Origin of the sequence: Cupriavidus sp. BIS7 (genome assembly GCF_000292345.1) — a bacterium.
Classification (GTDB): Bacteria; Pseudomonadota; Gammaproteobacteria; order Burkholderiales; family Burkholderiaceae; genus Cupriavidus.
Map to the genome: position 1 here is coordinate 31,157 of NZ_ALOU01000064.1, position 24,788 is coordinate 55,944.

Genomic DNA, 24,788 nt, shown 5'->3' on the forward strand with positions numbered 1-24,788 from the left:
CCGGCATGGAACCGTTTGAACGCCAGTTGGTGGTGCTGGCGCCGCGCTTGCGGCGCCACGCGCGCGGCCTGACCGGCGACGCCACGCTGGCCGACGACCTCGTGCAGGACACGCTCGAGCGTGCCCTGCGCTATCGCTGGCGCTTCCGCCTGCGCCCCGGGGCGCTCTGGGGTGACGGTGCCGACGGGCTGCTGCCATGGCTGCTGACGCTAATGCACCGTCTGCGCCTGAACCATCTGCGCAAGAGTGACATCGTGACCGCTACCGATACCCTTCCCGACGTGGCTGCACATGACGCGGATCCTGGCCTGCGCCGCGATCTGCTGCAGGCGTTGGGCAAGCTGCCGGAAGCGCAGCGCGCGGTGTTGCTGCTAGTGAGTCTGGAACAGTTTTCCTATGCCGAGGCGGCCCAGGTGCTCGAGGTGCCGATCGGTACGGTAATGTCACGGCTTGCCCGTGCGCGCGAACACATGCGTCGCCTGCTCGACGGCGGCCCCGAGGGCGCGGCGGCGCCAACCGCGCTGCAGCGAGTGAAATGATGGTGACCCCGACCCCTGTCGGCGAAGCCGACCTCCATGCTTATGCGGATGGCCAGTTGAGCGGCCCGCGCCGCGCCGAAGTCGAAGCCTTCCTGGCCGCAGACCCGGAAGCCGCGCGCAAGGTCGAGGCCTGGCGGCGGCAAACGGCGGCGCTGCACGCCTCGCTTAATAGTGTGCTCAAGGAGGCCGTACCGCTTGCCGCACTACCGCGCGGGTTGCGCGAAGGCACTGCACGCCCCAAGTCACGCCGTCCGGGCTGGCCGTTGGCGCTGGCGCTGGCGGCCAGTGTCTCCACGTTCATCATCGGCGGGGCGAGCGGCTGGATGGCGCGTGGCCGCTTCGATGCCGATCTGGGCGGCGTAGCGCCGGTCGAACGTTTTGCCCGCGATGCACTGGCCAGCCATGTCGTCTATGCGCCTGAGGTGCGCCACGTGGTCGAGGTGCCTGCCAGCGATGAGGCACACATGGTGGCCTGGCTGTCGAAGCGGCTCGGGGCCCCGCTGCAGGTGCCGGACCTGCGCGCCCAGGGCTTTCACCTGATCGGTGGGCGGCTTGGCGTGGCAGAAGGCGGGCCGATGGCCATCCTGATGTACGAGAACGACGACGGCATGCGTCTGTCGCTGCAGCTGCGCTGCATGGCGCAGGGTACGCCCGACACGGCGTTCCGGCTGGAACGGCTGGTGCCGGGGCAGGGTGGTCCGCCCGCCGGGCCGAATGCCATGGCATTCTATTGGGTCGACCGTAACCTGGGATTCGCGCTGGCCGGCCCGCTGGACCGCGAGCGTCTGCTGGCGCTGGCGCATGCGGTCTATCAGCAATACCAGCGGGGATGATCGAGCCGACGCACTATCCGGCCAACTTCCTGACCAACTTTGCGGCCACACTTGCTGTCGAATCCTGCAAGCACCACCAAGGTCCATCCCCATCATGCTGATTCCTGCCCCGAAATGGCTGCGCGGTGACGATATCGCCGCATCGGAAATCACCCCCCAACACGTGTTCGCCACGCGGCGGCGGCTGCTGGCAATGGCCGCGGCCGGTGCCGCAGGCAGCCTGGCAACGCCGTGGTTCGCGCGGCAGGCATTCGCGCAGGGCACCCCGGGCAAGCTTCCCCGGTTGGCGGCCACCCCAAACAACGCGTACGTGGTGACGGACAAGCGCACACCGTATGAGGACGTCACCACCTACAACAATTTCTACGAGTTCGGCACCGACAAGTCCGACCCCGCCCGGTACGCGGCCACGCTGCGGCCGCGCCCGTGGCAGGTTGCCGTGGAGGGGCTGGTGAAGCGGCCAAAGGCCTATGACCTCGACGAACTGCTGAAGCTCGCGCCGATGGAGGAGCGCGTCTACCGGCTGCGCTGCGTGGAAGGATGGTCGATGGTGATCCCTTGGATCGGCTATCCGCTGGCGGAGCTGATCCGCCGCGTCGAACCGCAGCCTGGCGCGAAGTTCGTCCAGTTCATCACGCTTGCCGACAAGAAGCAGATGCCGGGCATCAGCAGCGGCGTGCTGGACTGGCCCTACAGCGAAGGCCTTCGCATGGACGAGGCCATGCATCCGCTCGCGCTGCTGACGTTCGGGCTCTACGGTGAAGTGCTGCCGAACCAGAATGGCGCCCCGGTGCGCATGGTGCTGCCGTGGAAGTACGGCTTCAAGAGCGCGAAGTCGATCGTGAAGATCCGCTTCACCGACAAGCAGCCGCCGACGAGCTGGAACATCGCCGCGCCGAACGAGTATGGCTTCTATTCGAACGTGAATCCGGACGTGGACCATCCGCGCTGGAGTCAGGCGACGGAGCGGCGTATCGGCGAAGACAAGGGCGGCGGCGGCTTCTCGGCGCTGTTTGCGCCGAAGCGCAAGACGCTGCCGTTCAACGGTTATGGCGCGCAGGTGGCCTCGCTCTATCAGGGCATGGATCTGAGGAAGAATTTCTGATGGCGGAGCGTGACCTGACGGCCACCAGCGCGGCACGAGCCACGCGACAGCAGGGCGGCGGACTCGCCATGCTCGCGCCATCGCGTGTGCGGGCGGTCAAGGTTGTCGCCTGGTGCCTGGCGATGCTGCCCTTTGCCCGCCTGATGTACCTCGGCGCCACGGGGCAGTTCGGCGCCAATCCGCTTGAGTTCGTGACCCGTTCCACTGGCACGTGGACGCTTGTGATGCTGTGCGTGACGCTGGCCGTCACACCACTGCGCCGGATCACGGGCTGGCATTGGCTGATCCGGCTGCGCCGCATGTTCGGCCTGTTCGCGTTCTTCTACGGCGTGCAGCATTTCCTGCTTTGGCTGGCGGTGGATCGCGGGTTTGACGTGGCCTACATGATCAAGGACATCGGCAAGCGGCCCTTCATCACCGTGGGCTTCGCGGCGTTCGTGCTGATGACCCCGCTGGCTGCCACATCCGCCAACGCGGCGGTGCGCTGGCTTGGCGGCAGGCGCTGGCAGGTGCTGCACCGGGCCATTTATGCGATTGCCGTACTGGCGATCCTGCACTACTGGTGGCACAAGGCCGGCAAGCATGATTTCCGCGAGGTGTCGATCTATGCCGCGGTGGTGGGCGCGCTGTTGGGGATGCGCGTCTGGTGGTGGGTGCGCAGACCGCGGGCGGCACAGTAGAAATAAAAAGGGCGACGCAAAGCGTCGCCCTTTTTATTGCTGAAGCCCGGTCAGGCCTTCAGCAGCCGCTCGCCGCGGAACAAGTCGGCCGGCAATTCGCGTTCGCGCACCAGGTGCACGGTATCGCCATCGACCATTACCTCGGCGGCGCGGCCGCGCGTGTTGTAGTTGGAGCTCATGACGAAGCCGTACGCGCCGGCCGACATCACGGCCAGCAGGTCGCCCGGCTGGACGGCCAGCGAGCGGTCGCGGCCAAGCCAGTCGCCCGATTCGCAGACCGGGCCCACCACGTCGTACTTCACCAGCGCGTCGTTGCGCGGGGTGACGGGTTCGATACGATGGAAGGCCTCGTACATTGCCGGACGTGCGAGATCGTTCATTGCGGCATCGACGATGCAGAAGTTCTTGGCCACGCCGGGCTTCAGGAATTCCACCTGCGTGAGCAGCACGCCGGCATTGCCCACGAGCGAGCGGCCCGGCTCGAACAGCACTTCGCGATGACCATGGCCACGCGCGGCCACGCGATCGATCAGCGTTGTGGCAAAGCCCGTGATGTCCGGCGGCGTCTCGTCGGCGTAGGTAATGCCCAGGCCGCCGCCCACGTCGATGTGTTCCAGCTTGATGCCCTCGGCTTCAAGCGCTTCGACCACATCCAGCACCTTGTCCAGCGCTTCCAGGTACGGCGCCACTTCGGTGATCTGCGAGCCGATATGGCAGTCGATGCCAGTCACCTCGATATTCGGCAGCGCAGCGGCGGCACGATAGGTCGGCAGCACGTCTTCGAACGCGACGCCGAACTTGTTGCCCTTGAGGCCCGTCGAGATGTACGGGTGCGTCTTGGCATCGACGTCAGGGTTGATGCGCAGCGACACGCGCGCGCGCTTGCCCAGGCGGCCGGCTACGGCGTTCAGGCGGTCCAGTTCAGGAATCGACTCGACGTTGAACCCGCGCACGTCGTGCTTCAGCGCCAGTTCCATGTCGGCGATGCTCTTGGCTACGCCCGAGAACACCACCTTGCGCGGGTCGCCGCCGGCTGCGATCACACGCAGCAGTTCGCCGCCCGATACGATGTCGAAACCGGCGCCAAGCTGTGCAAAGACCTGCAGCACGGCCAGGTTCGAATTGGCCTTTACGGCGAATTGCACGTGAGCGTTGCGTCCTTTGCAGGCGGCCGCGTAGGCGTTGTACGCGGCGGTCAGCGCGGCGCGCGAGTAGACGAATGTCGGCGTGCCGAACTCGGCGGCGATGCGGGCGAGCGGAACTTGCTCGACGGAAAGGGCGCCGTCGCGGCGATGAAAGAAGTCGGTCATGTTCTAACGAGCACTAAAGCGGGCACTCAACGTGCTGATGGGGCGGAACTGCCGTGGGCCGGTTCGATGGGAGCGGGCGCAGCCGTGGTTGGATCGGCCATCGGGCGCGCCGGTACGACGGCACCTGGCGCATCCGGCTTGCCCAGGCCGGGATCGGCCACGGCGGGCGGTGTCTGCGCGGGCGGTACAGTCGGCATGTAAAGCGGGCCGCGAATGCCGCACCCGGCAAGGGGCATCGCGAGCATGGCGGCAAACGCCGATACAATCGCACCACGACGCAGCATCGGGGAGTCCTTCATTGTCTGGATGGCTTTTCGGATGGCTGCGGGGAGCGCGGAGCTTCCCGATTTTTCCATCAATTGATGCCGGCCCGAGTGCCCTTCTGGAACGGGGCGCCGGCGGCCTTGGAGTGTAGCATGCCCCCCCTCAGTGAAAGCGAGTTCCTGGCTCTGGCCAGCGAGGCCCTGGATCAGCTCGAAGCGGCGATCGAAGCCGCCGCCGATGCCGCCGATGCGGACGTGGAAATCAATCGCACCGGCAATGTGATGGAACTCGAGTTCGAGGACGGCTCCAAGATCATCGTCAACAGCCAGGCGCCGATGCAGGAACTGTGGGTGGCGGCCAAGGCAGGTGGCTTCCACTTCCGCCGCGACGGCGGCAAGTGGCTCGACACGCGCAGCGGCGCGGAACTGTATGCGGCGCTGTCGGCGTACATGAGCCAGCAGGCCGGGGCGGCGTTGGTGCTGAGATAGGTCGGCCTGCTTCAGACCCTGAATGCAAGACGCCCGACCAGGCTCGTCGGGCGTCTTTCGTTTTGGGCCTGCCGGCGCGGTTTTTCGGGCCGTCCTGTCAGGCTGTGCCAGGCCGGGCGGCTACCGCATGCAGCCCGGCCGCCCTTGTCAGAGATAGACCAGGGAAAGTGTTGCCGATCCGTCTAGCGGAACTCCGCCTGTTAGCGAGGGAAGGTTGTTCTTCGGTGCAATGCGGGTATCGAGATATACGGTTTGTTGAATGGTTGTGAAGGCCTTTGGCGTTGTGGTGCCCATCTCTGCCCATAGGGTAATGGCGTTCGGCATAGGCCTGAAATAACTAGCCGTCTCCCAGCCCCCTCCGCTGCGCTGACCCCAGAGCGCTACCACGTCGTTGCCGTCTCCTACTGGAGTTTGATAGCCAAGCCACAGCAAGTATCTACCGACGCGTTGATTATCGACCATCCCGAGACCGAAGGCATTTTGGTTCGCACCGGTTCTTGTACCTGCACGGTTGTCTACCGCCGCGATTGCAAACACCGTCGGCGCATCGCATATGATGGACAAGTCGAAGGTCATGGCGGGCAACACCGTATCCTGGGTGTCGCTCAACGTCGTTGCCGAAATAGTCCCGTAGTCGAGTGTTGTCCTTGACAGGGAGATGTTGCAGGCAGCAGGACGAATTGTCCCCGCCACCGAGAGATCGGCGGACTCGGCAGCAAAGGCGCCGAGCGAGACACCAGCCAGAACGGCAACCAGCGAAATTCTGCCGAGGAGAGGCGGCATGACGGTAGACCCTTTCAAGGTTGGGAAATGTCGATGTCACACCGCGAGTTGTTGCTGCGGAGCGATATCTACATAATCATTATTGAAAGGGCGCTACTCGCAATCAATGGTGTTATTTTCGATTATGGCGAATCTGCCTGGACAGCCAGGTGTCATCGGCAGGGCCTGGAAGGGGCATCACGCCCCGCCGAACATCTCCAGAATCTTCTTCTTCTCGGCCTCTGTGTCCTGCGGCGGACGCGAGCTTTCGTCCGGCTTGCCCGGCCACGGATCACCCAGCCCCACCGATGCCACACCGGCACCAGCGGCGTTTTCCTCGAGTGTCCAGTCGCCGCCCGCCATGACCACGCCTTCGGGCGGCTGGCGATCCGGGCTTTCGGGCACGCCCTTGAGCATCTTGCCCATGTAGCCGACCCAGATCGGCAGCGCCAGGCCGCCACCGGTTTCGCGCACGCCCAGGCTCTTGGGCTGGTCGTAGCCCATCCACGCGATGGCAACCAGCTTCGGTGTATAACCGGCGAACCATGCGTCAACGGCGTCGTTGGTGGTACCGGTCTTGCCGGCCATGTCGTTGCGGCCCAGGCGCTGCTTGGCCGGGTTGGCCGTGCCGCTGCGCACCACTTCGCGCAGCATGCTGTCCGCGATGAATGCCGTGCGTGCGTCGAGCACGCGTACCGCATCTTCACCAACCTTCTGCGGATGTGTCTCCGAGATTACCTTGCCGCGCGAGTCCTCGACACGCTGGATCAGGTACGGATTGATCCGGTAGCCGCCATTGGCAAACACCGAATAGGCGCCGGCCATCTGCAGCGGCGTCACGCTGCCGGCGCCCAGCGCCATCGGCAGATAGGCCGGGTGCTTGTCGGCCTCGAAGCCGAAGCGCGTGATGTAGTCCTGCGCGTACTGCGTGCCAATCGCGCGCAGGATGCGCACCGAAACCAGGTTCTTCGACTTGGCCAGCGCACGGCGCATCGTCATCGGGCCTTCGAACTTGCCGTCGTAGTTCTTCGGCTCCCAGACCTGGCCGCCCGTGTCGGGGCCGATCGTCAGCGGTGCATCATTGATCACCGTGGCTGGCGAGAAGCCTTTCTCCAGCGCCGCCGTGTAGATGAACGGCTTGAAGCTCGATCCCGGCTGGCGCCAGGCCTGTGTCACATGGTTGAACTTGTTGCGGTTGTAGTCGAAGCCACCAACCATCGAACGGATCGCGCCGTCCTCGGGGTTCAGCGAAATGAACGCCGCTGCCACCTCGGGCAACTGCGTCACCGACCACGCGTTGTCCTTCGGATCCTGCGTGACGCGAATGATCGCGCCTGGGCGAATCCTGACCTTGGGCTGCGCGCTGGCCGACAGCGACGGCGCGATAAAGCGCAGCGCCTGGCCTTCGATCGTCGCCACTTCACCCGACAGCAGCGTTGCGCGCACCTGTTTCGGCGTCACGCTGGTGACCACCGCGGAGCGCAGGTCGTCGCTACCCGGATGCTCGACCAATGCATCGTCGATGGCCTGCTCGCGCTCGGCCGAATCCGATGGCAGGTCGATAAACGCTTCAGGACCGCGATAGCCGTGCTTGCGCTCGTAGTTCATGATGCCGCTGCGCACGGCTTCGTAGGCGGCGTCCTGGTCGGGCTTGGTCAGCGTCGTGTAGACCGTGAGGCCGCGCGTATAGGTCTCCTCGCGGTACTGCGCATACATCAGCTGGCGCACGATTTCGGCAACGTATTCGGCGTGGGTGGAGAACTCGTTGCCCTCGCTGCGCACGTTCAGTGGCTCGCGCACGGCCTGGTCGTACTGTTCCGGTGTGATGTAGTGCAGGTCACGCATGCGCTGCAGGATGTACTCCTGACGCACCTTGGCGCGACGCGGGTTGACCACCGGGTTGTAGGCCGACGGCGCCTTGGGCAGGCCGGCCAGCATGGCGGCCTCCGCTGGCGTCACGTCCTTGATCGACTTGCCGAAGTACACGCGTGCCGCGCTGGCAAAGCCGTACGCGCGCTGGCCCAGGTAGATCTGGTTCATGTACAGCTCGAGAATCTGGTCCTTGCTCAGGTTCGCCTCGATCTTGTATGCAAGCAGCATCTCGTAGATCTTGCGCGTGTAGGTTTTCTCGCTCGACAGGAAGAAGTTGCGGGCCACCTGCATCGTGATGGTCGATGCGCCCTGCGACAGGCCGCCGCGCAGGTTGGCCAGACCCGCGCGCATCACGCCGACGAAGTCCACGCCGCCATGCTCGTAGAACCGGTCGTCCTCGATCGCGAGCACGGCCTTCTTCATGACGTCGGGGATCTCGTTGATCGGCACGAAATTGCGGCGCTCCTCGCCGAATTCGCCGATCAGCACGTTGTCAGCCGTATAGATCCGCAGCGGGATCTTGGGCCGGTAGTCGGTGATCGTGTCCAGCGACGGCAGGTTCGGCGCCGCGACAACCAGCGCATAGCCAACCAGCAGCGCCGCCGCTGCAATACCGGCGACAAGCAGTCCGATCACCCAGATCATGACCCGCAGCCACACGGGGCGGCGGACGGGAAGGGACGGCTTCTGTTGTGCTGTGGCCATAAGGGTTTACCTAATCAGAGTGCCCCGGATTATATCGTTGCGCCCCTCGCGCTCCGGCGTTCCTGTGGCCCGGAAGGCGCTATCGCGCTGTTACAAGATGTAATGCCATCGGGGTTTGCCCGTGATGCCTCGCAAGGCCGACTGGCAAGGCGCGCGTTGCCGCGCGTGCGCTTGAAGCGGTAGCCGTGGAGGGCGCGGTTTCGTCGAGTATCGTCGGGGTTCTCGGACAGGAGAGATGATGGGGCGGCGGGATGCAACGCTGTGCAACGAAGACGTTGTTGACCGTCAGATTTTGGCAACGCTTTGACGGGGTCCTTCTGAAAAAGAAAGCGTGGTCAAACCGGCACATTGCCAGCGCCTCCGGTTTTTGTAAGAATCCACGAGCATAAAAGAGCAAAACGTTTCATCCAAAGAAACTGGCTCGCACCATTAGAGCAGACATGCCGTGGGCGAGTTCAAATGTCAGGGGGTCACCTTGCGACGGGGCATCTTGTCGGGTCTTCTACGCCGGACTACGGTCGGCGTAGATATTGGGTCGTCCAGCGTCAAGGTCGTTGAGCTGTCCGTTGGGGCGGGCAAAAACGACTACAGGCTGGAGAAATGCGCCAGCGAACTGCTGGATCGCAACGCCGTTGCCGATGGCAACGTGGTCAACATCGAGGCCGTGGGTGTCGCGCTCAAGCGCGCGCTCGGCAAGGCTGGCATTCGCACCAAGGACGTAGTGCTTGGCGTGCCGTCCATGCTGACCGAATCCCAGACGGTCAGTCTTCCTGACAACCTCAGCGAAGACGAACTCTATTCCCAGGTCGAATCGGAGGCGCACCGCCTCTATCCGCCATCCCAGGCGGTCAATTTCGACTTTGCGGTGATTGGTCCCAGCGAAACCGAAGGCGGCATCGGCGTGCGTGTCACGGCCGCCAACAGTGATCGTGTGCAGGAGCGCGTGACGGCCGCCGAAATGGCTGGCCTGAAGCCGCAGGTGATGGACGTGGAAGAGTACGCCGTGCAGCGCTCCGTCGTGCAGATGCTCGGCGTGCCGGCTGGCCTGACGGAAACCGATGCCAAGGATCTGCCGGTGGTGGCCGTCGTCCACCTGGGCGGCAGCCGCTCCAAGGCAATCTTCTATCAGGGCTGGAAGGAACTGTACGAGCAGCCGCTGAACAGCTATGGCGATCAGCTCACGCAGAGCGCCGCACGCATGTTCACGCTCGATGCGCTCAAGGCTGAAATCAAGAAGCGCAAGAACACGCTTCCTGAAGCCTGGCGCGCGCAACTGCTGAAGCCGTCGCTGGAAGCGCTGGCCATGGAAGTGCAGGGCGCCATCGGCAATTTCATCGCCAGTTCCAGCCTGGGCCGCGTGGACGAGATCCTGCTGTCGGGCGGGCATGCGTCGTTGCTCGGCATGCAGGCAGCCATCCAGCAGCAAACACAGATCACGACCACGCTGGCCAATCCTTTCGCCAACATGATGACCGCAGGCAAGGTCAACGAGCGCTATCTCCAGCGCGACTTGCCCGCGTACATCGTAAGTGCGGGACTGGCACTGCGCGGACTGCAATAACCCACCGGGGGGACAAGCATGTCCATGACGACGAATTCCATTCCGTCGGTCAACCTCTTGCCGTATCACGAGGCGCGCAAGGCAGCCCGGCGGAAGAAGGTCTACACGATGCTGGGCGGAGCAGCGGGCGCGGGGGCGCTCGTGGTTCTGCTCGGCGGTTTCTATATCGACTCCGAGATCGATGCGGTAGCGGCGCGCAACCAGGTGTTGACGCTCGAGAACGCCCGCATGGATGGCCAGATCAAGGAAGTCAACACGCTCAAGAAGGACATCGAGGCCCTGCTTGACCGCCAGCGTGCGATCGAGAGCCTGCAGGCGCAGCGCAACCTGCCTGTGCAATTGCTCGAAGAACTCGTGCGCCAGGTGCCGGAAGGCGTGTACCTGACCAGTCTCAAGCAGACCGATGACCACTTCGTGATGTCCGGCGTGGCGCAGTCCAACGAGCGCGTGTCGGAACTGCTGCGCAACATCGGGCAGGTGGCATGGCTGGACCAGGCGGATCTGGTCGAGTCCAAGGCGATCACCATGACGAATAACCTGCGCGAGCAGCGCCGGCTGTTCGAATTCTCGATGCGCTTTGCCTATCGCGCGCCGGAAGTGCCGGCCGACAGGAAGAAGGGCGCCTCCGGTGCCGCAGCCAAGCCTGCAGGAGGAAACGTCTGATCATGGCGCTCAATTCCGATATCTCCCTGCAGGACCTGACCGCGCAGTTTCGCGGTCTGAACCTGAACGAGCCTGAAACCTGGCCGGCGGCACCACGCGTCCTGTTCTCGACACTTGCCGCAGCCATCGTGCTGGTGCTCGGCTGGCAGTTCTACTGGAGCGACAAGAGCGAGGAGCTGCAGCGCAAGCAGGCCGAGCACGAGACGCTGAAGCAGCAGTTCAAGTCCAAGGTCACCCAGATCGCGAACCTCGAAGCGCTGCGCGCGCAGAAGGTCGAGGTCGAGAAGCGCGTGGCGCTGGCCGAGCGCCAGTTGCCGAACAGCACCGAGATGGATGCCCTGCTGGCCGACGTGAACCACGCCGGCGTGGCGCGCGGCCTGCAGTTCGAGCTGTTCAAGCCGCAGGCGGCCACGATCAAGCCCTACTATGCCGAAATCCCGGTCAACCTGAAGGTCACCGGCCGCTACCACGACGTTGCACTGTTCAATGCCGATGTGGCGGCGCTTTCGCGGATCGTCTCGATGCGTAACCTGAACATGTCTGTTGGCAAGGACGGCACGCTGTCGATGGAAGCCGTGGCCATGGCCTATCGCGCGCTGGATCCGGACGAGCAGGCTGCGCAGCGCAAGGCAGCTGCGGATGCATCGAAGAAGGGTAAGGGAGGTGCCAAGTGAGCCGGCTGACCCGACGCCCCCCCATGGCCCTGCACACGCTGGCCGCTGCGGCGCTGGCCGTTGTCGTCCTGGCCGGTTGTGGCCCCAGCGAAGACCAGAGCCTGCAGCAATGGATGACGCAGACCCGCACGGCAAAGGCGCCGCCGCCCGATCCGCTGCCCGAGGTCAAGCCCTATGTGCCGCGTGAGTACGCTGGAGCCAAGTCGCCGGAACCCTTCGCACAGACGAAGATCGGCGAGTTGAACAAGACGATGTCGGAGTCGCCGGAGGCCGGACGGCGACATGAGCCGCTTGAGGATTTTCCGCTGGAGAACTTCAAGATGCTCGGCATGCTGAAGAAAAACGGCGAGACCTACGGTGTCGTACGCGTAGATAACAAGATCCATCACGTTAAGGTGGGTCAGTATCTCGGCCAGAACTACGGCCGGGTGATCCGCATCACCGATCAGGAGATCGTGTTGCGCGAATTGGTTCGGGAAGGGGTCTCAGAGTGGAAAGAGAAAATGACCAGCCTGAAGCTGGAGGCATCGGCATGATCACGGCACGTTGGGTCAAGGCGCTTGCGGGCGCGGCAGCAATGGTGCTGGTGCTGGCCTCTCCGGCCGCTCTGGCGCAAAACAACCAGGTCAAGCAGATGGAAGCCAACGTAGTTGGCGAACAGACCGTCTTCACGATCGATCTGCAGGGCCCCCTGGCGCAGAAGCCGGCGGACTTCACCACGCAGAATCCGGCGAAGATCGCGATCGACTTCTTCGATACCGGCTTCGCGGCGGGACGCGCGCAGTATGACTACGGCGGCAAGCTGTTGAAGAGCGCAAACGTGATGCAGATCGGGGACCGCACGCGTGTCGTGCTGAACCTGACCCGCACGGCCACGTACCGCACGGAGATGCGCGGTAACCAGTTCGTGGTGCTGCTGGATAACGTTCAGCAGGCCGCCACCGCGGCCGCGCCGACGTTTGCGCCGGCTGCAATGACGCCCGTGGCCATGGCCGCGAACCGGCCGTCGATCCGCAACATCGATTTCCGGCGCGGTGGCGATGGCGCGGGTCGTGTGGTGGTGGACCTGTCGTCGCGCGATTCCGGCATCAATATCGCGCAGCAGGGCCAGAACCTTGTGGTCGATTTCATGGGTACCTCGCTGCCGGCGGACCTGCGCCGCCGCTTCGATGTCACCGATTTCGGCACCGCGGTCCAGAGCATGCGCGCCAGCGACACCAACGGCAGCGCCCGCCTGACGATCGAGCCGCGCGGCAACTGGGAGTACAGCTCGTACCAGACGGACAACCAGTTCGTGGTGGAGGTGCGCCAGGTCAAGGATGACCCGAACAAGCTGATTGCCGGTCAGGGCTACCGTGGGGAACGGCTGTCGCTGAACTTCCAGAACATCGACATCCGCTCGCTGCTGCAGGTGTTTGCCGATTTCACGAACCTGAACATCATCACGAGCGACACCGTGCAGGGCAACCTGACGCTGCGCCTGAAGGATGTGCCGTGGGATCAGGCGCTGCAGATCGTGATGGACTCGAAGGGCCTGGCTTCGCGCCGCAATGGCAATGTGCTGTGGGTTGCGCCCAAGGCCGAGCTTGCCACCAAGGAGAAGCTCGAGCTTGAAGCGCAGCAGCAGATCAACGAGCTTGAGCCGATCCGCAGCCAGGTGTTCCAGCTTAACTACCAGCGCGCCGACGACGTACGCCGCATGCTGCTGGGGCTGGCCGCAGGCGCGGGCGGTGCGGGTGCCGCGATGCCGATGCCGGTGGGCGGTGCGGCTGGCACGATGGGGGCCACGCGCATGCTGTCCAAGCGTGGCTCGCTGACGGCCGATCCGCGTACCAACCAGCTCTTCGTGTCCGATATCTCCACCAAGCTCGAGGAAATCCAGACTTTCCTGCAGAAGATCGACATTCCGGTGCGCCAGGTGATCATCGAGGCGCGCATCGTCGAGGCCAGCGATACGTTCAGCCGCAACCTCGGTGTGAAGCTCGGCTTTGCACTGCCGCGTGCCGGTAGTTCGCTGAGCAGCAACTACGCGAACTCGCTGCCGAACGCCACGAACGACAACACCCCGGCGCTGAGCCTGCCGGCAGCGGTCATCAACGGCGCGAACCCGGCAACGGCGGCATTCAGTATCTTCAACGCCGGCGCCGGCCGCTTCCTGGACCTGGAACTGTCCGCGCTGGAAGCCGATGGCAAGGGCAAGATCATCTCCAGCCCGCGTGTGGTGACGGCCAACAACATCAAGGCGTTGATCGAACAGGGTACGGAACTGCCGTACCAGTCAGCCACGTCCAGCGGCGCAACCTCGGTGCAGTTCCGCAAGGCCAACCTGAAGCTTGAAGTGACGCCGCAGATCACGCCGGAAGGCAACGTGCTGCTGGACGTCGACGTGAACAAGGACAGCGTCGGCATCCAGACGACCAACGGCTTCGCCATCGACACCAAGCACGTGCAGACGCAGGTGCTGGTGGAGAACGGCGGCACCGTGGTCATCGGCGGTATCTACAGCCAGGAAGAGACCAACAACGTGAACAAGGTGCCCTGGCTCGGTGACATCCCCTGGCTGGGCAACCTGTTCAAGAACACCGCCAAGGTCAACAACCGGACCGAGCTGCTTGTGTTCCTGACGCCACGTATCCTGAACGACAACGTATCGCTCAAATAACGGCCAGCCGGGTGCAGCAGGGGCCCCGGATGCAGTAGACTGGCAGGCCGCGTCGCAAAACGACGCGGCCTTTTTCTATTTGGCGGCATCGTTGGCGTCGCTGACGACCAGTCGGGTCCGAAACCCCGGGATGCATGCGTAATGGCGCATGAATCACCTCAGGTGGCCCGGGCCGGTGCAGACGCTCGCCGCCGTATCGTGCAAGACCTCAGTCCAGTGACAGCCAATCGCCCGAATCTCTTCTTTGTTGGCCTGATGGGCGCCGGCAAGACCACCGTCGGCCGCACCGTGGCCCGGCGCCTCAACTATCCGTTCTTCGATTCGGATCATGAGCTTGAGGCGCGATGCGGCGTCCGTATTCCGGTGATCTTCGAGCACGAAGGCGAGGCGGGTTTCCGCGATCGCGAGGCCCAGGTGATTGCAGATCTGACGTCGAGGAGCGGGATTGTGCTGGCTACCGGCGGTGGCGCGGTCCTGCGCGAGGAGAATCGCGCCGCGCTCAAGGCCAACGGCACCGTCGTCTACCTGCGCGCCAGCCCGCATGACCTGTGGCTGCGCACGCGGCACGACCGCAACCGCCCGCTGCTGCAGACCGAGGACCCCAAGGGGCGCCTCGAGGCCCTCTACGCCGAGCGTGATCCGCTCTATCGCGAGGTGGCGGACTTCATTATCGAAACCGGCAAGCCGACCGTGGCGCAGCTTGCTAATATGGTTCTCATGCAACTTGAAATGGCCGGCTTTGTGTGTTCGCCCGCGGAAATCGCCCCGGATGCCGCGGAAGCAGAGCCGCCGGCGCAGGACACCCAACCATGATCACCCTGGAAGTCGATCTCGGAACGCGCAGTTATCCGATTCACATCGGCGGCGGCCTGCTGGACCGCGCCGAACTGCTGGCGCCGCATGTGCGTGGCCAGCACGCCGTCATTGTCACGAACGAAACGGTTGGCCCGCTGTATGCGGCGCGCGTGGAGGCCACGCTGGCCAGCCTGGGCAAGTCGGTGCGCACCGTGGTGCTGCCGGACGGCGAGCGCTTCAAGCATTGGGAAACGCTGAACCTGATCTTTGACGCGCTGCTGCAGGCCGGCGCCGACCGCAAGACCACGCTGGTTGCGCTCGGTGGCGGTGTGGTAGGCGACATGACCGGGTTTGCCGCCGCCTGCTACATGCGTGGCGTGCCGTTCGTACAGATGCCGACCACGCTGCTGGCGCAGGTCGATTCCTCGGTGGGCGGCAAGACCGGCATCAACCATCCGCTTGGCAAGAACATGATCGGGGCGTTTCATCAGCCCAATGCGGTGATCGCCGATATCGACACGCTGCGCACGCTGCCGCCGCGTGAACTGGCCGCCGGCCTGGCCGAAGTGATCAAGCATGGCGCCATTGCCGATGCCGATTACTTTACGTGGATCGAGGACCATATCGGCAAGCTGAACGCCTGCGATACCGGCCTGATGGCCGAAGCGGTGCGGCGTTCGTGCGAGATCAAGGCTGCTGTGGTGGCCCAGGACGAGCGCGAGGGTGGCCTGCGTGCGATTCTGAACTTCGGTCACACGTTCGGGCACGCGATCGAAGCCGGCATGGGCTACGGCGAATGGCTGCACGGCGAGGCCGTGGGCTGCGGCATGGTGATGGCTGCTGACCTTTCGCACCGGCTTGGATTTATCGATGCGGAAACCCGCGCGCGCATCCGCGAACTGACGCAGGCGGCGATGCTGCCAGTGGTGGCGCCGGATCTGGGCATCGACCGCTATATCGAACTGATGAAGGTGGACAAGAAGGCCGAGGCGGGCAGCGTCAAGTACATCCTGCTGCGCAAGCTCGGCTCCGCGTTCATTACCACCGTGCCGGATGCCGATCTGCGTGACACGCTGCGCCACGCGGTATTGAAACCTCCCACCGAGGCGTCGGTCGCCTGAGCGATCGGTTATGCCTCGCAACCCTGAACCTGCAACGGAACAACGGATTGCCGCATGACCGCCCAAATGACCGACCTTGAAGCCCATCTGGCGCCGTATGCCGCCCGCTCCGCGCGCACGCGCGGGCGCGTGCATGCCGAGCCGGCCTCGTCTTCACGCAGCGAATTCCAGCGCGACCGTGATCGTGTGATTCACAGTACGGCGTTCCGGCGCCTGGAGTACAAGACCCAGGTCTTTGTGAACCACGAGGGCGACCTGTTCCGCACGCGGCTGACCCACAGTCTTGAAGTCGCACAGATCGCGCGCTCGATCGCACGCAACCTGCGGCTCAACGAGGATCTGGTCGAGGCAATCTCGCTCGCGCATGACCTCGGCCATACGCCGTTCGGCCACGCCGGGCAGGACGCGCTCAACGCCTGCATGAAGAACCACGGCGGCTTCGAGCACAACCTGCAGAGCCTGCTGGTGGTCGACGAACTCGAGGAGCGCTACGGCGGCTTCAATGGCCTGAACCTGACCTTCGAGACAAGGGAAGGCATTCTCAAGCACTGTTCGCGCGTCAACGCCGCGGCGCTCGGGGAACTGGGCCGGCGCTTCCTGGAGGGTACGCAGCCCTCGCTCGAAGCCCAGCTGGCAAACCTTGCCGATGAGATCGCCTACAACAATCACGATATCGATGACGGCCTGCGTTCCGGGCTGCTGACGCTCGATCAGCTCGACGAAGTGCCGATGTGGGGTCGCCATCGGGCCGAGGTGAATGATGTGTTCCCGGGCATCAACGGCCGCCGGGCGATCAACGAGACGGTCAGGCGCATGATCAACACGCTGATCGTCGACCTGATAGAGACCACCAGCCGCAATATCGTTGCCGCCAACCCGAAGTCGATCGAAGCAGTGCGCGCAGCCGGGCCGCTGGTGTCGTTCAGTCCCAAGGTGCACGAGGAAGCCGCGGCGCTCAAGCGCTTCCTGTTCCGCCATCTGTACCGGCATTACCTGGTAATGCGGATGTCGGCCAAGGCCCAGCGGATCATCTCCGACCTGTTCAGCGCATTCATGCAGGATTCGCGGCTGCTGCCGCCGCAGTACCAGGCGGGCCACGGCGGGGAGCAGCCACGCCTGATCGCGCATTACATCGCCGGCATGACCGACCGTTATGCGATCCGCGAGCACCGCCGGATCTTCGCGGTCAGCGAGACGAGCTGACCCGCGCCAATAAACGGGGACAGATCAGCGTATCATTGCGGGCATCGCTTACGCAGGATGCCCGATGGCCCGCCTTCCCCGCTTCTCTCCCGCCGGCCTGCCGGCCATGGTGTTGCAACGCGGCAACAACCGCCAGCCCGTATTTCTGGGCCCCGACGACTATCTCCACTACCTGGACTGCCTGCGCATGGCCGCGCGCGAGCATGACCTGGCAATTCACGCCTATGCGCTGCGCCCGAACCATATCCACCTGATTGCCACGCCCAAAGAGTCTGACTCCCTGAGCCTGACGATGCAGGCGGTGGGCCGCCGCTATGCGCGGCATTTCAACCGCGTGGCAGGCCGCACCGGCACGCTCTGGGAAGGACGCTTCCGTTCGGCAGTGATCGAACCCGATACCTGGCTACTGCCGGCAATGCTCTATGTCGAATCCAACGCCGTGCGCGCGGGCGATGCCATGACGCCGGAGGCCGATCGATGGAGCAGCTACCGTCATCACGTGGGCATCGAGGCAAGCCCGCTTGTAAGTGATCACTCTGCCTACTGGGACCTTGGCAATACGCCGTTCGAACGTCAGTCGAACTTCCGGGCGCTGACGCTTGAAGGGTTGTCGGGCAAGACGCTGGCGACACTGCAGAAGCACGCACACAGCGGATGGCCGCTTGGCAGCGACGCCTTCCTTGCGCAACTGGAACGCCATGCTCCCCGTCGTGTCCATCCGCTGCCGAAGGGGCGCCCCCGAAAGGCTGTGGAGCCAGAGGACGATCTTAAGGGTGAAGCCATCGATTCCGCCAATGCACCAATATGAGGATTTGGTGCACCAAACTTAATGTGTCCCCAATTAATTTGTGATCAGAAGCGGTGCGAAATTTAATGTGTTCTGACCCCATTTAAAATTTTTGCAAGGGATCAGACGATTCTTTTATAGTTGCTCCACCCACAGTCATTGTGCGGCGCGTCACGCTCGTGTACGCCGCTGCGGTCCCGCTGTCTGCCACGCCCGCCAAAGAGGCGCCCCTGCAACAGCCACCCCGTTCGGTCTGCCTTGCTGGCTGCGCAGCCTTCACCGGAATTCAGCCCGTGGACCACTCGCAACAATCCTCCGATCTCGCCGCCCGCCCGCAGGCCCAGGGCCTCTATGACCCGTCCAACGAGCATGACGCCTGCGGCGTCGGCATGGTGGCGCACATCAAGGGCAAGAAGTCCCACGAAATCATCTCGCAGGGTCTGAAGATCCTGGAGAACCTCGACCACCGGGGTGCAGTCGGCGCGGACGCGCTGATGGGCGATGGCGCCGGTATCCTGATCCAGATTCCGGACCAGTTCTACCGCGAGGAAATGGCCAGCCAGGGCGTGAAGCTGCCGCCCGCCGGCGAATACGGCGTCGGCATGATCTTCCTGCCGAAGGAACACGCGTCGCGCCTGGCCTGCGAGCAGGAACTTGAACGCACCGTGCGCCTGGAAGGCCAGGTCGTGCTGGGCTGGCGCGATGTGCCGGTGGACACGAAAATGCCGATGTCCCCGACCGTGCGCAAGACCGAGCCGGTGATCCGCCAGATCTTCATCGGTCGCGGCCGCGACATCATGACCACGGACGCGCTGGAACGTAAGCTCTACGTGATCCGCAAAACCGCAAGCCACGCAATCCAGGCGCTCAAGCTCAAGCACGGCAAGGAATACTTCGTGCCGTCGATGTCGGCCCGTACTGTCGTGTACAAGGGCCTGCTGCTGGCCAACCAGGTTGGCGAGTACTACCTGGATCTGCTGGACGCCCGCGCCGTGTCGGCCCTGGCCCTGGTGCACCAGCGCTTCTCGACCAACACGTTCCCGGCCTGGGAACTGGCCCACCCGTACCGCATGGTCGCCCACAACGGCGAAATCAACACGGTCAAGGGCAACGTGAACTGGGTCAACGCGCGTACCGGCGCGATCTCGTCGCCCGTGCTTGGTGACGACCTGCCCAAGCTCTGGCCGCTGATCTATCCGGGCCAGTCGGATACGGCATCGTTCGACAACTGCCTCGAACTGCTGACGATGGCCGGTTACCCGCTCGTCCACGCGATGATGATGATGATCCCGGAAGCCTGGGAGCAGCACACGCTGATGGACGACAACCGTCGTGCCTTCTACGAATACCACGCCGCGATGATGGAGCCGTGGGACGGCCCCGCTGCGATCTGCTTCACCGACGGCCGCCAGATCGGTGCCACGCTGGACCGTAACGGCCTGCGTCCGGCCCGTTTCTACGTGACCGAAGACGACTTCGTCGTGCTGGCCTCGGAAGCCGGCGTGCTGCCGTTCCCCGAGTCGCGCATCGTCCAGAAGTGGCGCCTGCAGCCGGGCAAGATGTTCCTGATCGACATGGAGCAGGGCCGCATCATCGACGACAAGGAACTCAAGGACAACCTGGCCAACGCCAAGCCGTACAAGAGCTGGATCGACGCGGTGCGCATCAAGCTGGACGAACTCGACGCCAAGCCCGAGGACGTGGCCGCCGAGCAGAAGCCGCTGTCGCCGCTGCTGGACCGCCAGCAGGCCTTCGGCTACACGCAGGAAGACGTCAAGTTCCTGATGGCCCCGATGGCGCTGGCCGGCGAGGAAGCCACCGGCTCGATGGGCAACGACTCGCCGCTGGCCGTGCTGTCGTCCAAAAACAAGACGCTGTACCACTACTTCAAGCAGCTGTTCGCCCAGGTGACGAACCCGCCGATCGATCCGATCCGCGAGAACATGGTGATGTCGCTGGTGTCGTTCATCGGCCCGAAGCCGAACCTGCTCGAGCTGAACAACATCAACCCGCCGATGCGCCTGGAAGTGTCACAGCCTGTGCTGGACTTCAAGGACATCGCCAAGATCCGCAACATCGAGCACTACACCGGCGGCAAGTTCCGTTCGTACGAACTGAACATCTGCTACCCGACCGCCTGGGGCAAGGAAGGCATCGAAGCGCGCCTGGCCTCGCTGTGCGCGGAAGCCGTGGACGCCGTGCGTTCGGGCTACAACATCCTGATCGTGACGGACCGTCGCGTGGACGAAGGCCAGGTGGCCATTCCCGCGCTGCTGGCCACGTCGGCCATTCACCACCATCTGGTGGAGAAGGGCCTGCGCACGTCCGCCGGCCTGGTCGTGGAAACCGGCTCGGCCCGTGAAGTGCACCACTTCGCGCTGCTGGCCGGCTACGGCGCCGAGGCCGTGCACCCGTACCTGGCAATGGAAACGCTGGCCGACATGGCCACGGGTCTGTCGGGCGACCTGTCGCCGGAGAAGGCCGTCAAGAACTTCGTCAAGGCAATCGGCAAGGGCCTGCACAAGGTGATGTCGAAGATGGGCATCTCCACGTACATGTCGTACACGGGCGCCCAGATTTTCGAGGCGATCGGCCTGTCGCGCGAACTGGTCCAGAAGTACTTCCACGGCACGCCGTCGAACGTCGAAGGCATCGGCATCTTCGAGGTGGCCGAGGAAGCACTGCGCCTGCATCGCGACGCGTTCGGCAACAACCCCGTGCTGGAAAGCATGCTCGACGCCGGCGGCGAATACGCATTCCGTATCCGCGGCGAAGAACACATGTGGACCCCGGACTCGATCGCCAAGCTGCAGCACTCGGTGCGTGCCGACGACGGCAAGGGCCAGTACCAGACGTACAAGGAATACGCGAACATCATCAACGACCAGAGCCGCCGTCACATGACGCTGCGCGGCCTGTTCGAGTTCAAGGTCGACCCGGCCCGCGCGATTCCGCTGGAAGAAGTGGAGTCGGCCAAGGACATCGTCAAGCGTTTTGCCACCGGCGCCATGTCGCTCGGTTCGATCTCGACCGAAGCCCACACCACGCTGGCCCTGGCGATGAACCGCATCGGCGGCAAGTCGAACACCGGCGAAGGCGGCGAGGACGAGAAGCGCTACCGCAACGAACTGCGCGGCATCCCCATCAAGCAGGGCGACACGCTCAAGGGCCTGCTGGGCGACCACGTGATCGAACGCGACCTGGAACTCCAGGCCGGCGACTCGCTGCGCTCGAAGATCAAGCAGGTGGCGTCGGGCCGTTTCGGCGTGACCGCCGAGTACCTGGCATCGGCTGACCAGATTCAGATCAAGATGGCCCAGGGCGCCAAGCCTGGTGAAGGCGGTCAGCTGCCGGGCCACAAGGTGTCGGATTACATCGGCAAGCTGCGTTACTCGGTGCCGGGCGTCGGCCTGATCTCGCCGCCGCCGCACCACGACATCTACTCGATCGAGGATCTGGCACAGCTGATCCATGACCTGAAGAACGTGAACCCGGTGTCGGACATCTCGGTCAAGCTCGTGTCCGAAGTGGGCGTGGGCACCGTGGCCGCTGGCGTGGCCAAGGCCAAGGCCGACCACGTCGTGATCGCCGGTCATGACGGCGGCACTGGCGCGTCGCCGTGGTCGTCGATCAAGCACGCTGGCACGCCGTGGGAACTGGGCCTGGCCGAAACGCAGCAGACGCTGATGCTGAACGGCCTGCGCAACCGCATCCGCGTGCAGGCAGACGGCCAGATGAAGACCGGCCGCGACGTCGTGATCGGCGCGCTGCTGGGCGCCGACGAGTTCGGTTTCGCTACCGCGCCGCTGGTTGCCGAAGGCTGCATCATGATGCGCAAGTGCCACCTGAACACCTGCCCGGTGGGCGTGGCCACGCAGGACCCGGCGCTGCGCAAGAAATTCCAGGGCAAGCCCGAGCACGTCGTGAACTTCTTCTTCTTCGTTGCGGAAGAAGCACGCGAGATCATGGCCCAACTGGGTATCCGCACGTTCGACGAACTGATCGGTCGTGCCGACCTGCTCGACACGCGTGCCGGCATTGAGCACTGGAAGGCGCGCGGCCTGGACTTCGGCCGCATCTTCTACCAGGCACCGTTCCCGGCCGATGTGCCGCGCTATCACACCGACGTGCAGGATCACGGCCTGTCGGCGGAAGCTGGCAAGGCGCTCGATCATGTGCTGATCACCAAGGCCCGTCCGGCCATCGACAAGGGTGAGCGCGTGTCGTTCATCCAGCCGGTGAAGAACGTGAACCGTACGGTTGGCGCGATGCTGTCCGGCGTGGTGGCCCGCCAGTACGGCCATGAAGGCCTGCCTGACGACACGATCCACGTCCAGTTCCAGGGTACGGCTGGCCAGTCGTTCGCCGCGTTCCTGGCCCATGGCATCACGGTGGATCTGGTTGGCGACGCCAACGACTACGTGGGCAAGGGCCTGTCGGGCGGCCGCGTGATCGTGCGCGCTCCGCACGAGTTCCGTGGCGATCCGACGCGCAACATCATCGTCGGCAACACGGTGCTGTACGGTGCCATCGCCGGTGAAGCATTCTTCAACGGCGTGGCCGGCGAGCGTTTCGCGGTGCGTAACTCGGGCGCCACGGCAGTGGTGGAGGGCACGGGCGACCACGGTTGCGAATACATGACCGGCGGTACCGTGGTGGTGCTGGGCGGCACGGGTCGCAACTTCGCGGCCGGCATGTCGGGCGGCGTGGCCTACGTCTATGACGAGGACGGCCTGTTCGACAAGCGCTGCAACACCTCGATGGTGGCGCTGGAAGCCGTGCTCGCGGCGGCCGACCAGGAGAAGGGCCAGCCCAAGGCGCAGTGGCACAAGTCCGGCGGCACGCGCCAGGTTGACGAAGTGATCCTGCGCAACCTGATCGAGCAGCACTTCCGCTACACCGGTTCGGAGCGCGCCAAGGCGCTGCTGGCCGACTGGACCACGGCACGCCGCAAGTTCGTCAAGGTCTTCCCGACCGAGTACAAGCGCGCGCTGGGCGAGATGTACGCGAAGGAACAGGCCGCCCGCGACAGCGATCGCGAAGCAGTGGCCGCCTGATCAGGCAGCTCCACGAGATGGCGCCGTACCCACGGTGCGGCGCCAACAAGATTCTGACCCCACGCGAGGCCGGCCCGGCCGCCTCGCGCCAAGCAAGACCAAGGATGCAACATGGGTAAGGCGACTGGCTTTCTCGAATTTGCGCGCCAGAACGAAGGCTACGAACCCGTAGTCAAGCGCGTGAAGCACTACAAGGAATTCGTGTTCGCGCTGTCGGACAGCGAAGCGAAGATCCAGGGTGCGCGCTGCATGGACTGCGGTATCCCGTTCTGCAACAACGGCTGCCCGGTCAACAACATCATTCCGGACTTCAACGACCTCGTGTATCGCCAGGACTGGAAGTCGGCGATCGAAGTCCTGCACCAGACCAACAACTTCCCCGAGTTCACGGGCCGTATCTGCCCGGCACCGTGCGAGGCCGCCTGCACGCTCGGCATCAACGAACTGCCGGTGGGCATCAAGTCGATCGAGCACGCGATCATCGACAAGGCCTGGGAAGAGGGCTGGGTCGAGCCGCAGGTGCCGGCGCACAAGACCGGCAAGACCGTGGCCGTGATCGGTTCGGGTCCGGCGGGCCTGGCCGCTGCGCAGCAACTGGCGCGCGCCGGTCATGACGTGACCGTGTTCGAAAAGAACGACCGCATCGGCGGCCTGCTGCGCTACGGCATCCCCGACTTCAAGATGGAGAAGGGCCTGATCGACCGCCGCATCGAGCAGATGCAGGCCGAGGGCGTGACGTTCCGCGCTGGCGTGATGGTGACCGATGGCGACAAGCTGCCGGCCGGCATCAAGAACTACGCCCGCGAAACGGTTTCCGCGCAGGCGCTGATGGACCAGTTCGACGCCGTGGTGCTGGCTGGCGGCTCCGAAGTGCCGCGCGACCTGCCCGTGCCGGGCCGTGACCTGGCCGGCGTGCACTACGCGCTGGAATTCCTGATCCCGCAGAACAAGGAAGTGGCGGGCGATGGCGTCAACGAAATCCGTGCCGAAGGCAAGCACGTGATCGTGATCGGCGGTGGCGATACGGGTTCGGACTGCGTGGGTACGTCCAACCGTCACGGCGCCGCTTCGGTGACGCAGTTCGAACTGCTGCCGCAGCCGCCGGAAGAAGAGAACAAGCCGCTGGTGTGGCCGTACTGGCCGATCAAGATGCGCACTTCGTCATCGCACGACGAAGGCTGCTCGCGCGATTGGTCGGTGGCCACCAAGGAACTGACCGGCGAGAACGGCAAGGTCAAGGCACTGAAGGCCTGCCGCGTGGAGTGGAAGGACGGCCGGATGCAGGAAGTGCCGGGCAGCGAATTCGTGCTGCAGGCCGACCTCGTGCTGCTGGCCATGGGCTTCACCAATCCGGTGGGCTCGGTGCTCGACGCATTCGGCGTGGACACCGATGCACGCAAGAACGCCAAGGCCTCGACCGAAGGCGATCGCGCGTACTACACCAACGTGCCGAAGGTGTTCGCCGCCGGTGACGTGCGCCGCGGGCAGTCGCTCGTGGTCTGGGCCATCCGCGAAGGCCGCCAGGCAGCCCGCTCGGTGGACGCGTTCCTGATGGGCCATTCGAACCTGCCGCGCTAAGCTGGTTCAGGCTTCAGCAAAAACCCCCGCAGGCGATGAGCTTGCGGGGGTTTTTGTTTGTGGGTTGCGCATTCATCGCTGGCCCTCTCCCCCAGCCCCTCTCCCGCTTTGCGGGAGAGATGGAATGAA

The 24,788-nt window shown here is 64.3% G+C and carries 20 protein-coding genes; 16 read left to right on the forward strand and 4 right to left on the reverse strand.

Translation table 11 applies throughout. The features are described from left to right. Positions 1-5: 5 nt before the first annotated feature. The 4 genes from B552_RS0121125 to msrQ all read left to right on the forward strand — a co-directional run bounded on the left by B552_RS0121125 (position 6) and on the right by msrQ (position 3,157). A complete protein-coding gene (locus B552_RS0121125) occupies positions 6-539 on the forward strand; it encodes an RNA polymerase sigma factor (protein WP_019451047.1) in 534 nt (177 codons plus the stop codon). Continuing rightward, complete coding sequence (locus tag B552_RS0121130; protein WP_019451048.1) at positions 539-1,372, forward strand: anti-sigma factor; 834 nt, start codon at positions 539-541, stop codon at positions 1,370-1,372. The genes B552_RS0121125 and B552_RS0121130 overlap by 1 nt, the downstream gene beginning before the upstream one ends. Before the next feature lie 94 nt (positions 1,373-1,466). After that, positions 1,467-2,477 (forward strand): protein-methionine-sulfoxide reductase catalytic subunit MsrP, encoded by a 1,011-nt coding sequence (gene msrP, locus B552_RS0121135; protein WP_019451049.1) that lies wholly within the window; start codon positions 1,467-1,469, stop codon positions 2,475-2,477. Next, positions 2,477-3,157: a protein-methionine-sulfoxide reductase heme-binding subunit MsrQ gene (msrQ, locus tag B552_RS0121140; protein WP_019451050.1), complete on the forward strand. Its 681-nt coding sequence runs from the start codon at positions 2,477-2,479 to the stop codon at positions 3,155-3,157. The genes msrP and msrQ overlap by 1 nt, the downstream gene beginning before the upstream one ends. Positions 3,158-3,207: 50 nt before the next feature. Here msrQ and lysA read toward each other — a convergent pair whose 3' ends face one another. Further along, entirely contained in the window at positions 3,208-4,467 is a 1,260-nt protein-coding gene (lysA, locus tag B552_RS0121145) for a diaminopimelate decarboxylase (protein ID WP_019451051.1), read from the reverse strand. 26 nt (positions 4,468-4,493) lie between these two features. Then, positions 4,494-4,751, reverse strand: a complete 258-nt coding sequence (locus tag B552_RS0121150) for a lipoprotein (protein WP_035880145.1) — start codon at positions 4,749-4,751, stop codon at positions 4,494-4,496. 132 nt (positions 4,752-4,883) lie between these two features. On the opposite strand from B552_RS0121150, the gene cyaY reads away from it, so the two are divergent. Further along, positions 4,884-5,219, forward strand: coding sequence for an iron donor protein CyaY (gene cyaY / locus B552_RS0121155; RefSeq protein WP_019451053.1), 336 nt, complete (start codon positions 4,884-4,886; stop codon positions 5,217-5,219). A 147-nt stretch (positions 5,220-5,366) separates the two neighbouring features. On the opposite strand, the gene B552_RS0121160 is transcribed toward cyaY, so the two are convergent. Then, positions 5,367-6,002 (reverse strand): DUF1120 domain-containing protein, encoded by a 636-nt coding sequence (locus B552_RS0121160; RefSeq protein WP_019451054.1) that lies wholly within the window; start codon positions 6,000-6,002, stop codon positions 5,367-5,369. 177 nt (positions 6,003-6,179) lie between these two features. Beyond that, a complete protein-coding gene (locus B552_RS0121165) occupies positions 6,180-8,558 on the reverse strand; it encodes a penicillin-binding protein 1A (RefSeq protein WP_026035897.1) in 2,379 nt (792 codons plus the stop codon). 490 nt (positions 8,559-9,048) lie between these two features. Between B552_RS0121165 and pilM the strand changes: the two genes are divergently transcribed. The 11 genes from pilM to B552_RS0121220 all read left to right on the forward strand — a co-directional run bounded on the left by pilM (position 9,049) and on the right by B552_RS0121220 (position 24,659). Then, positions 9,049-10,119 carry a type IV pilus assembly protein PilM gene (pilM, locus tag B552_RS0121170; protein ID WP_019451056.1) on the forward strand — a complete coding sequence of 357 codons (1,071 nt, stop codon included), beginning with the start codon at positions 9,049-9,051 and terminating at the stop codon, positions 10,117-10,119. 24 nt (positions 10,120-10,143) lie between these two features. After that, positions 10,144-10,782, forward strand: a complete 639-nt coding sequence (locus B552_RS0121175; RefSeq protein ID WP_026035898.1) for a PilN domain-containing protein — start codon at positions 10,144-10,146, stop codon at positions 10,780-10,782. Between the two features lie 2 nt (positions 10,783-10,784). Beyond that, positions 10,785-11,456, forward strand: a complete 672-nt coding sequence (pilO, locus tag B552_RS0121180) for a type 4a pilus biogenesis protein PilO (protein WP_019451058.1) — start codon at positions 10,785-10,787, stop codon at positions 11,454-11,456. A gap of 23 nt (positions 11,457-11,479) precedes the next feature. After that, positions 11,480-11,992, forward strand: a complete 513-nt coding sequence (locus B552_RS0121185) for a pilus assembly protein PilP (RefSeq protein ID WP_019451059.1) — start codon at positions 11,480-11,482, stop codon at positions 11,990-11,992. Beyond that, positions 11,989-14,118, forward strand: coding sequence for a type IV pilus secretin PilQ (locus B552_RS0121190; protein WP_019451060.1), 2,130 nt, complete (start codon positions 11,989-11,991; stop codon positions 14,116-14,118). Before B552_RS0121185 ends, B552_RS0121190 begins: the two co-directional genes overlap by 4 nt. A gap of 255 nt (positions 14,119-14,373) precedes the next feature. Then, on the forward strand, positions 14,374-14,931 hold the full coding sequence (locus B552_RS0121195; RefSeq protein ID WP_051003604.1) for a shikimate kinase: 558 nt from the start codon (positions 14,374-14,376) through the stop codon (positions 14,929-14,931). Next, complete coding sequence (aroB, locus tag B552_RS0121200; RefSeq protein ID WP_019451062.1) at positions 14,928-16,034, forward strand: 3-dehydroquinate synthase; 1,107 nt, start codon at positions 14,928-14,930, stop codon at positions 16,032-16,034. Before B552_RS0121195 ends, aroB begins: the two co-directional genes overlap by 4 nt. A 66-nt stretch (positions 16,035-16,100) precedes the next feature. Then, positions 16,101-17,237, forward strand: a complete 1,137-nt coding sequence (locus B552_RS0121205; RefSeq protein WP_019451063.1) for a deoxyguanosinetriphosphate triphosphohydrolase — start codon at positions 16,101-16,103, stop codon at positions 17,235-17,237. Between the two features lie 64 nt (positions 17,238-17,301). Next, the gene (locus B552_RS0121210; RefSeq protein WP_019451064.1) at positions 17,302-18,045 is read left to right on the forward strand and encodes a transposase; all 744 of its coding nucleotides are present in this window, start codon (positions 17,302-17,304) and stop codon (positions 18,043-18,045) included. Positions 18,046-18,413: 368 nt separating this feature from the next. Further along, complete coding sequence (locus B552_RS0121215) at positions 18,414-23,081, forward strand: glutamate synthase-related protein (RefSeq protein WP_237718306.1); 4,668 nt, start codon at positions 18,414-18,416, stop codon at positions 23,079-23,081. A gap of 111 nt (positions 23,082-23,192) precedes the next feature. Beyond that, positions 23,193-24,659: a glutamate synthase subunit beta gene (locus B552_RS0121220; RefSeq protein WP_019451066.1), complete on the forward strand. Its 1,467-nt coding sequence runs from the start codon at positions 23,193-23,195 to the stop codon at positions 24,657-24,659. Positions 24,660-24,788: the final 129 nt, after the last annotated feature.